The organism is Pseudomonas lalucatii, from assembly GCF_018398425.1.
GTDB lineage: Bacteria > Pseudomonadota > Gammaproteobacteria > Pseudomonadales > Pseudomonadaceae > Aquipseudomonas > Aquipseudomonas lalucatii.
This window is the reverse complement of the sequence record NZ_JADPMV010000001.1, coordinates 1,139,016-1,148,283: the sequence shown is the minus strand read 5'-3', so window position 1 is coordinate 1,148,283 and position 9,268 is coordinate 1,139,016. Positions and strand designations below refer to the sequence as shown.

Annotated in this window: 9 protein-coding genes; 5 read left to right on the top strand and 4 right to left on the bottom strand. The window is 70.8% G+C overall.

Going from position 1 to position 9,268, the window contains the following annotated elements; translation table 11 throughout:
* Positions 1 to 17 precede the first annotated feature (17 nt).
* On the bottom strand, positions 18 to 977 hold the full coding sequence (locus tag I0D00_RS05110) for an RnfABCDGE type electron transport complex subunit D (protein WP_213638659.1): 960 nt from the start codon (positions 975 to 977) through the stop codon (positions 18 to 20).
* Entirely contained in the window at positions 974 to 2,374 is a 1,401-nt protein-coding gene (gene rsxC, locus I0D00_RS05105; protein WP_213638658.1) for an electron transport complex subunit RsxC, read from the bottom strand. The genes I0D00_RS05110 and rsxC overlap by 4 nt, the downstream gene beginning before the upstream one ends.
* Before the next feature lie 337 nt (positions 2,375 to 2,711).
* Here rsxC and I0D00_RS05100 point away from each other — a divergent pair, with 337 nt between their 5' ends.
* The 5 genes from I0D00_RS05100 (at position 2,712) to I0D00_RS05085 (ending at position 8,018) form a co-directional block, all read left to right on the top strand.
* Positions 2,712 to 3,911, top strand: coding sequence for an MFS transporter (locus I0D00_RS05100; protein WP_213638657.1), 1,200 nt, complete (start codon positions 2,712 to 2,714; stop codon positions 3,909 to 3,911).
* The gene (locus tag I0D00_RS21650; RefSeq protein ID WP_274611292.1) at positions 3,908 to 4,033 is read left to right on the top strand and encodes a hypothetical protein; all 126 of its coding nucleotides are present in this window, start codon (positions 3,908 to 3,910) and stop codon (positions 4,031 to 4,033) included. The genes I0D00_RS05100 and I0D00_RS21650 overlap by 4 nt, the downstream gene beginning before the upstream one ends.
* 125 nt (positions 4,034 to 4,158) lie before the next feature.
* Positions 4,159 to 5,085: an esterase/lipase family protein gene (locus tag I0D00_RS05095; RefSeq protein ID WP_213638656.1), complete on the top strand. Its 927-nt coding sequence runs from the start codon at positions 4,159 to 4,161 to the stop codon at positions 5,083 to 5,085.
* A 50-nt stretch (positions 5,086 to 5,135) separates the two neighbouring features.
* Positions 5,136 to 6,197 carry a lipase secretion chaperone gene (locus I0D00_RS05090; RefSeq protein WP_246533173.1) on the top strand — a complete coding sequence of 354 codons (1,062 nt, stop codon included), beginning with the start codon at positions 5,136 to 5,138 and terminating at the stop codon, positions 6,195 to 6,197.
* A gap of 30 nt (positions 6,198 to 6,227) precedes the next feature.
* Positions 6,228 to 8,018: an ATP-binding response regulator gene (locus I0D00_RS05085; protein WP_213638655.1), complete on the top strand. Its 1,791-nt coding sequence runs from the start codon at positions 6,228 to 6,230 to the stop codon at positions 8,016 to 8,018.
* Positions 8,019 to 8,020: 2 nt separating this feature from the next.
* Here the strand turns inward: I0D00_RS05085 and I0D00_RS05080 are convergent, their stop codons facing one another.
* Both I0D00_RS05080 and I0D00_RS05075 read right to left on the bottom strand, forming a co-directional pair.
* Positions 8,021 to 8,635 carry a response regulator transcription factor gene (locus I0D00_RS05080; RefSeq protein WP_213638654.1) on the bottom strand — a complete coding sequence of 205 codons (615 nt, stop codon included), beginning with the start codon at positions 8,633 to 8,635 and terminating at the stop codon, positions 8,021 to 8,023.
* A 121-nt stretch (positions 8,636 to 8,756) separates the two neighbouring features.
* Positions 8,757 to 9,236, bottom strand: coding sequence for a hypothetical protein (locus I0D00_RS05075; RefSeq protein ID WP_213638653.1), 480 nt, complete (start codon positions 9,234 to 9,236; stop codon positions 8,757 to 8,759).
* Between the last annotated feature and the right edge of the window lie 32 nt (positions 9,237 to 9,268).

Here is a 9,268-nt window from a genome sequence, read left to right as displayed (position 1 = left end):
TTCGGCGGGCGCTTGGCCTATCCCGCCAGTACGGCGCGTTGGTCGTACCAGGGCCGCTGCGCGCGCTGCATCAGGCCATTGATCTGCGGCACCAAAAGGTTGGCGGCCAGGACGGCGAAGCACAGGCCGTCGGCGTACAGCCCGAACTCGCGGATCAACTCGGTCAGCACGCCGATGGTGGCGCCGAACAGGATGCGCCCGCCACGGCTGTCGGGACTGGTGACCGGGTCGGTGGCGATGAAGAAGGCGGTGAACAGACAACCGCCGAGGCTGAGGCTGTACAGGCTTTCCTGCAGGCTGTAGCCGGCGGCCAGGCACAGCAAGGCCGTGCTGCCGAGCATCGCCAGGGGGATCTCGATGCGGATCACCCGCAGGGTCGCCAGTATCAGGCCACCCGCCACGTAGCCGTACCCGGACAGGTTGGGGGTGATCGGCTTGTACTCGCCGAGGGCCAGCTGGGTGGCGCCGGCGAAGGCATCGAGGCTGAGGCGCGGCGCCAGTTGCAGTTGCTGCAGCAGCACCTCTGCGGTACTGAGGTCGAGGGTCCAGGGGGCCTGGTTGGTGGGGGCCGGGTAGAGCTGCTGGTAGAAGCAGATGGCGATGATCCCCAGGCCCACCATGGCGGGGTTGAGCCGGTTGCGACCCAGGCCGCCACTGCCGTGTTTGCACAGGGCGAGAGCGGCAAAGCTGGCCACCGCCATCATCCACAGCGGCACCAGCAGCGGCAGGGCCCGCGCCAGGATCAGGCCGAGCACCAGCCAGCTCAGGTCGCTCAAGCCCTTGCGCACATCATGTCCGCGCAGGCGCAGCAGGCCGGCTTCGAAGCCCAGGGCCAGCAGTACGCACCAGAAGGTCTGCAGCCAGACCACGGTGCCGAACTGCCAGGCATACAGGACGGTGCCCGGCAGCAGGCACAGGCTCACCAGCAGCATCAGCGTGCGCAGGCGGTGCGGGGTAGGGCGGTGGACCAGGCTCATCGGCGCATCTCCCTCTTGCTCTGGCGAAAGCTGTCGCGCAGCGGCAGGTTGCTGGGGCAGGTGCTGCTGCAACTGCCGCATTCGATGCAGTCGTCCAGGCGCAGTGCCTGCAGGCCGGCCTGGTCACCGCGTTCGGCGGCGGCGTAGAGGTCCAGCGGCTGCAGCGACATCGGGCAGACATCCACGCAGCGGGTGCAGCGGATGCAGCTGGCCGCGGGGGCGGCGGCCGGCAGGTAGCGCTCGGCGCCGAAGATCAGGCAGCTGCTGGTCTTGCTGATGACGGCGCCGGGGTCGGGCAGGGGCTGGCCCATCATCGGCCCGCCGACCTGGGTCAGCTGGCCCTCGGGGTAGGCGCCGGCCACCGCGCGCAGGGCGCTGACCGGATAGCCGATCGGCAGCTCGACATTGCCGGGGTACTCGCAGCCCCCGGTCAGCGTCAGCACCCGCGAGATCAGCGGCTCGCCATGGAACACGGCGCGGCCCAGGGCATAGAGGGTCGCGACATTCAGGGCCAGCACACCGATATCGGCCGGCCGGGCGCCGGGCGCCAGGTTGCGCCCGCTCAGGCTCTTGATCATCAGCGGCTGGCCGCCTGCCGGGTAGCGCGTGGGCAGCGGGCAGACCTCCACCGGGGTGCGCGCCTGGCGGGCGGCGTCGCGCAACGCCGCCATGGCCTCGGGCTTGTTGGTCTCGACGCCGAAGCGGGTCTGCACGATGCCCAGCAGGCTGGCCAGGTAGTCGGCGGTCTCGATCAGCGCCGCGGCGCGTTCGCGCATCAGGCGGTCGTCGCAGGTCAGGAAGGGTTCGCATTCGGCGCCGTTGATCAGCAGCAGGTCGGGCCGCTGGGCGCCGGCCAGCTTCAGGCCCGTGGGGAAGCCCGCCCCGCCCAGGCCGACGATGCCCATCTGCAAGGCCCGCTGGACCAGCGCCTCGGGGGTTTGCGGTGGCGCCAGCGCGGGGCGCTCGAACCATTCGTCCAGGCCGTCGGCACGCAGGCTAACCGCCAGAACCGGCTCGGCCGAGTCGGCCGCGAAGGCCGGGCCGATCTGCTGCACGGTGCCGGAGGTGCTGGCATGCACCCAGGGCGTGTTGTCGTCGCCCGTGCCGATCACCTCGCCCTTGCGCACACGCTGGCCCGGCTGCACGCAGGGCTGGGCGCAGCGGCGACCGCGCTCGAGGGGGATCGCCAGCAGCAGGTGTCCGGCCGGCAGCGGGACGATCGGCGTGGCGTTGGACAACTGCTTGTAGCCCTTGAGCTTGAGCCCGCCGCGCCAGCTGTTGGGGGCCGGTGCGGTCAAGGCGATCAGGCGACGCCAGAAGGGCAGCTGCTGGGCCTGGCGCGGAGTGCGGAGGGCCGCTGGCATGCGCTCGAGGTTCTGCAACGAATGACTGGACATTTTCCGTCCTCCAGTTTCGGGGCAAAGAGCTCCCCTGTGCGCCGATGCACATGAAAAGAGTCTTGCTCCAGGGGCTTTGAGGGAAAAACGAGGCGGGACACTCGATCACTCACTAGGTCAGTGAGAGCGTCGAAAGGGCGGCTTGTTCGTTTTTTGAGCAGAGATGCCGACAGGCGGTAGCACAACGGTCGGTCAGGATGACGCGCCGCAGGAGGGCATAGGCCTGGCTTCACCCAGGCATATGCCATGGTCGGATTGCCTTATCCGCCAACCGGCTTCAAGCTTGCGGCTTTGCTGTGTGCAATGGACGCTTTTCAGGGGTTAGGCGATGAAGTCGGTGGGACGGGCAAGTTTGTGGATCATGCTGGGCGGATCGCTGATCCTGGCCCTGTCGCTGGGCATTCGCCATGGTTTCGGCCTGTTCCTGCCGCCCATGAGCGCCGAGTTCGGCTGGGGCCGCGAGGTGTTCGCCTTCGCCATCGCCCTGCAGAACCTGATCTGGGGCCTGGCCCAGCCGTTCACCGGGGCGCTGGCCGACCGTCTGGGGGCCAAGCGCACCATCATCGTCGGCGGCGTGCTGTATGCCGTGGGCCTGGTGCTGATGGGCCTGGCCGACTCCCCCTGGTCGCTGTCGCTGAGCGCCGGCCTGCTGATCGGCCTGGGCCTGTCGGGCACCTCGTTCTCGGTGATTCTCGGCGCCATCGGCCGCGCCGTGCCGATGGAGAAGCGCAGCATGGCCATGGGCATCGCCAGCGCCGCCGGCTCGTTCGGCCAGTTCGCCATGCTGCCCGGCACCCTGGGCCTGATCGGCTGGCTCGGCTGGTCGGCGGCGCTGCTCGCCCTGGGCCTGTTGGTGGCGCTGATCGTGCCGCTGGCGGGGATGATCGAGGATCGGCCCCTGCCCAAGCAGGGCAACGAACAGACGCTGCTGGAAGCCTTGCGCGAGGCCGGCGGTCATTCCGGCTTCTGGCTGCTGTCGCTGGGCTTCTTCGTCTGTGGCTTCCAGGTGGTGTTCATCGGCGTGCACCTGCCGGCCTACCTGGTCGACCAGCACTTGCCGGCGCTGGTCGGCACCACGGTGCTGGCCCTGGTCGGCCTGTTCAACGTGTTCGGCACCTATATCGCCGGCTGGCTCGGCGGGCGCATGGCCAAGCCGCGCCTGCTCAGCGCCCTGTACCTGGCGCGGGGCGTGGTGATCGCCGCCTTCGTCATGGCGCCGCTGACGGTGTGGAGCGCCTACGCCTTCGGCGTCGCCATGGGCCTGCTGTGGCTGTCCACGGTGCCGCTGACCAACGGCACGGTGGCGACCCTGTTCGGCGTGCGCAACCTGTCGATGCTCGGCGGCATCGTCTTCCTCTTCCACCAACTGGGCGCCTTCCTCGGCGGCTGGCTGGGCGGCTACCTGTACGATCAGACCGGCAGCTACACCCTGGTCTGGCAGATCTCGATCGCCCTCAGCCTGATGGCCGCGGCGCTGAACTGGCCGGTGCGCGAGCAGCCGGTGGCGCGCCTGCAGGGCGCCGGAGCCGAGGCGTGAGCGCCAGGCTGTGGACGGGCGTCGGCCTGGCCCTGGCCGGCGCGGCCGTGCTGGCGCTGAGCTGGTGGGGCTGGCAGCAGGGCGGTCTGGCGCTGCTGCAACTGGGCGTGGGCATCTGCTAGGGGCGGATGGCCCCGCCGGGGTTTCACCCATCTGGGCGATGGGGCGGGGCCCTGCAGCTCCTTAGACTCGTGGCACGCCGGACGCAGTTTCCCGGCGTGCCCACAAGAATCATAAGGAGGCACCCATGCGTCGCGTTTTCACTTCCGCTTTGGCCGCTCTGGCCCTGGTTGGCGCCGTCGAGGCCCAGGCCGGCTACACCCAGACCAAGTACCCCATCGTGCTGGTGCACGGCATCTCCGGCTTCAGCAGCCTCGGTGGCCTGGTCAACTACTTCCACAGCATCCCCTGGAACCTGGAGCGCGACGGTGCCAAGGTCTATGTCGCCAGCGTCGCCGCGTTCAACGACAGCGAGCAGCGCGGCGCCGAACTGGCCCGGCAGATCCTGCCCTGGGCGGCGGCAGGCGGCGGCAAGGTCAACCTGATCGGCCACAGCCAGGGCTCGCCGACCGCGCGGGTGGCCGCCTCGCTGCGCCCCGACCTGGTGGCCTCGGTGACCTCGGTCAATGGCGTCAACAAGGGCTCGAAGGTGGCCGACGTGGTACGCGGGGTGGTGCCGGCCGACAGCGCCATCGAGGGCGGTGCCGCCGCCATCGCCGCCGCGCTGGGCGGTTTCATCAACCTGCTGTCGGGCAGCAACAACAGCCAGGACCCGCTGGCCTCCCTGGAAACCCTGACCACGCCGGGCACCGCGGCGCTCAACAGCCGCCACCCCTGGGGCGTGAACAACGCCAGCTACTGCGCCAAGTCCAGCGAGCTGCACAACGTGCGCGGCCACGCCATCCGTTACTTCTCCTGGACCGGCAACACCGCCTTCACCAATATCTTCGATGCCACCGACCCGCTGCTGGCGACCACCGGCCTGGCCTTCGGCGGCGAGAAGAACGACGGCCTGGTCGGCGTCTGCTCGACCTACCTGGGCCAGGTGCTCGGCGACAGCTACCACCTCAACCATGCCGACGCGATCAACCACCTGTTCGGTATCCGTGGCTGGACCGACCCGGTGTCGCTGTACCGCCAGCATGCCAACCGGCTGAAGAACAAGGGCGTCTGACCCTTGCCGCATGGGCGGGCGGCGCGGCCGTCCGCCCTCAGGAGGTCCCCATGCCCTCGTCTGTACGCTATCCCCTCATGGCCGCCCTGGCGCTCGCCGCCGTCGCCCTGACCCTCTACTGGCAATGGCCGGCGGCGACCCTGCCGTCGGCGGTGGCGCCGCTGGCCGAACCGCCGAGCACGAACCCTGCTTCCTCGCCGGCGCCGGTGCTGGCCGTCGAGCAACGGCGCCCGGCGCCGCGACTCCCGGTGCCGGCGATGGCCGACACCGAGGTCGATGGCCAGCTGCGCATCGACGGCCGTGGCAACCTGCTGCTCGGCCTCGGGGTGCGCGACTACTTCGACTATTTCCTCAGCAGCGCCGACCGGCTGGGCCTGGAACCGGCGGTCGCGGCGCTGCTGGCCGATGCCGGCAGTCGCCTGCAGGAGCCGGCGCTGGGCCAGCTGGTGGGCCTGCTGGGCGACTATCTGGACTACAAGCGCGCCAGCCTGGCGTTGCTGCAACAGCCGCTGAGCGCGCAGCAACAGGTCGAACCGCAGGCGCAGCTGGCCGCCCTGCGCCAGGCGTTCGACAGCCTGGCGCAGCTGCGGCGCGCGCATTTCTCCGCCGCTGCGCTGGAGGCGCTGTTCGGCGCCGAGGAAGCCTATGCCCGCTACACCCTGGACAACCTGGCGCTGCTCGGCCGCGAAGACTTGAGCGAGCAGAGCCGCGCCGCGGCGCAGGAGCGCCTGGGCGAGCAGCTGCCCGAGGCGCTGCGGGCCAGCGAGGAGCGCCAGCAGCTGGCGCTGGCCCAGCAGGCCGAGAGCGAGCGGCTGTGGCGCGAGGGCGCCGGCGAGGAACAGGTGCGGCAGGCGCTCGCCATGGCCTATGATCCGCCCACGGTCGAGCGCCTGCTCGACGAGCAACGCCGCGAGCGGGCCTGGCAGCAGCGCTACGCCGCCTACCGGGATGAGCTGGCGGGCCTGCAGGGCCAGGGGCTCAGCGCGAGCGACCGCGAACGGGAGCGGCAGCGCCTGCGCCAACGCCTGTTCGATGTCGAAGACCTGCACCGGGTGGATACCTATGATGCGATTGCCGCTAAGCAGCGGGAGGGCGCCGCGAGCACGCCCTGAGTCAGGGGCGCCTGTGCGGGGCGTCAGGCGATGAGCCTGCAGGACGAGGAGCGCCTGCTGCTGGCGCAACAACGCCGTGGCTACGCCCGCCTGCGTTTTGTCGCCGCCCTGGAGCAGGGCTTCGTCGAACACCGGGTGCAACGCATTCGCCGGCGCCTGTGGCTGATCGCCGGCATCGCCATCGCCTTCCAGGCGATCTACGCCGGCCTGGACCTGAGCCTGATGCCGCTGGACGTGGGCCTGTCGATACTGCCGCTGCGCCTGCTGGGGATCGGCGCCGTGCTGCTGGCCTGCGCCTACTGCCGCCGCCCGCAGAGCGCCCTGGGCGGTACCCAGCTGGCCTACACCGGCGCCTACGCCTTCAACGGCGGCTGCGTGGTGGCGATGATCCACCTGTGCTGGGCCCAGGGCGCGGCCATGCCCTACGACGGCCTGTTCCTCATCCTGCTGTTCGGCTACGTGCTGCTCGGCGTGTCGTTCCGGGCCATCAGCCTGGCGGCCTGGGGCTTCTGCCTGTTGTACCTGCTGCTGGGCGTGCTGTTGACCGAGGCGGGCGCGGACCTGGGCTATCAGGCCCTGTTCCTGATCTGCGCCAACCTGATCGGCAGCGGCGGCGCCTACCTGCAGGAGCACGGCCAGCGCGGCGCCTGGCTGAACATGCGCCTGCTCGACCTGGCGCGCCAGCGCGCCGAGGCCGACGATGCGCGCAAGCTGCGCCTGCTGGCCGCCGCCAGCCACGATCTGCGCCAGCCGCTCAACGCCATGGGCCTGTATGCCCAGCACCTGCTGGAGCAGAGCCGCGAGCCGGCCACGCGCCAGGTCTGCGGCCGCCTGGCGACCTCGGTCGAGCAGCTCAGCCGCCTGCTGCAGTCGCTGCTGGACTACAGCCGCCTGACCCTGCCGGGGGGCGTGCCGGTCAGGCCGCAGGCCTTCGCCCTGCGGCCCATGCTCGAGCGCCTGAGCGGGGAAACCGCAGACCAGGCCAGGGCCCAGGGCATCGAGCTGCGATTGGACTGCAGCGAACTCTGGGTGAGCAGCGACCCGCTGCTGCTGGAGCGGGTACTGCGCAACCTGCTGGTCAATGCCCTGCGCCATGCCCAGGCGCGGCGGGTCTGGCTGCGTGCCCGGGAGGAGGCCGGGGCGGTGCTGCTGGAGGTGGCCGACGACGGTCGCGGCCTGAGTCAGGAGGAGCAGACCCAGGTGTTCGAGGAGTTCCGCCAGCTGGGCAATCCCGGACGCAACGCCGAGCATGGCCTGGGCCTGGGGCTGGCCATCGTCCGGCAGCTGACGCAGCTGCTGGAGCATCCGCTACGACTGGACTCGGCGCCGGGGCAGGGGGCGCGCTTCAGCCTGCGTCTGCCGCGCGCGGATGCCGGCGCCGCACCGGCGGCCGCAGTTGGCGGCGCGGCGCTGGGCGGGCGCATCCTGCTGCTGGAGGACGACGGCGCCGGCCGCGAGGCGCTGGCCGGGTTGTTGCGGCGCTGGGGGTGCCAGGTCTGGGCCTGTGCCGGGTTGCCCGAGGCGCTGGCGTGCCTGGACGAGGCGCGGCCGCAGCTGCTGATCAGCGACTATCGCCTGGGCGCGGCGGAGGACGGCCTGATCGCCCTCGAACGACTGCGCGAGGCGAGCGGCTGGATGGTGCCGGCGCTGCTGATCAGCGCCGATGTCTGCCCGGAACTGCAGGAACGCTGCATTCCGGCCCATGCCACCCTGCTCGGCAAACCGCTGTTGCCGGCCCGCCTGCGCCAGGTCCTGACGGTCCTGCTGCCAGGCACCGCGGCGGCCGTCGCGCCATCCGCGGCCGTGCTGCCCGACGCCTAGGGTTAGAGCCAGCCACGCTGGCGCGCTGCGTTGACGCAGGCGGTGCGGGTGTGCACGGCCAGTTCCTGGAACAGCGTCTTGAGGTGGGTCTTGACCGTGTCCTCGGCCACCCCGAGACGGCGGCTGATGGCCTTGTTCGGCAGGCCGTCGGCCAGCAACAGGAGAATCTCCTGCTGCCGCGGGGTGAGTTGCGGCTTCTCGCCGGCGGGGGGCGGCAGCGTCTCGCCGAGCAGCACGCGGGTCACGGCGCCGCGCAGGTCGTCGCCGTCGGCACTCTTGGGAATGAAGCCCAGGGCGCCGGCGGCCAGCGCGGCCTGGGCCTCCAGGCTGGAGTCGCTGGCGCTGAGAATCGCCACCGGGGTCATGCGTCCCTGGCGTTGCCAGCGTTGCAGCAGTTCGAGGCCGGGCAGATCGGGCAGGCGCAGGTCCAGCAGGACCAGGTCGAAATCCTGCCGCCGCAGCTGGGCTTCGGCCTCGGCGGCGGAGTGTGCGGTTTGTACCTGCAGGTCCGGGCATAGCGGGGCGAGGGCCAGGCTCAGGCCATCGAGGAAGATGCGGTGATCATCCACCAGCAGCAGGCGCAGCTGGTCGGGCAGGGCGGTGCAGACTGTGGTCATGGTGTGTCCCACGCGGCTGTTCTTGTAGTTGTCGACGCCGCGCGAGTGTAGCGCAAACGGGCCGCCGAATTGGCGGCGCTGGGTCACTCCCGGGCGGTCGGCCGTCGGGGCGTTGGCGGGCTCAGGCCACCCGGCTGACGCTGCCGACGCAGCGTTGCCAGGCCTCGATGAAGGTCCCGGGCTGGCCGTTGGGCTGGAATACCCGGCGCCAGACCAGGGCCAGGCCGAGCAGGTCGTCCGCCGCGGGCAGGACGAGGTTTTCCACCTCGATCAGCAGCCAGGCGATGGCGGTGGCATAGCGCAGGTTGACCGTCAGTTCCAGGTGCGGCGCGGCGAGGAAGGCATGCTGGCTGGCGAGACCGCGCACCTGGCTGGCGAGGTCTGGATCGCGGGCCAGGTGCAGGTCCCACAGGTGCTGGTGGCGGCCCTCGGCGATGCGGTACAGGCCATGGCCATGGCGGTCGTCGAGGGCGCTGCCGAGGCCCGATTGGCTGGCGGCGGCGCCCAGCAGCAGGGCTTCGGCGCAGACCGAGTGGCGGCCCAGGTAGACCAGGGTGGGGCGGATGACGTGCTGGCGCAACTCGCAGGCGGCGATTCCCATAGAGCCCTCGCGAAAAATGGCCGGTGGGGCCG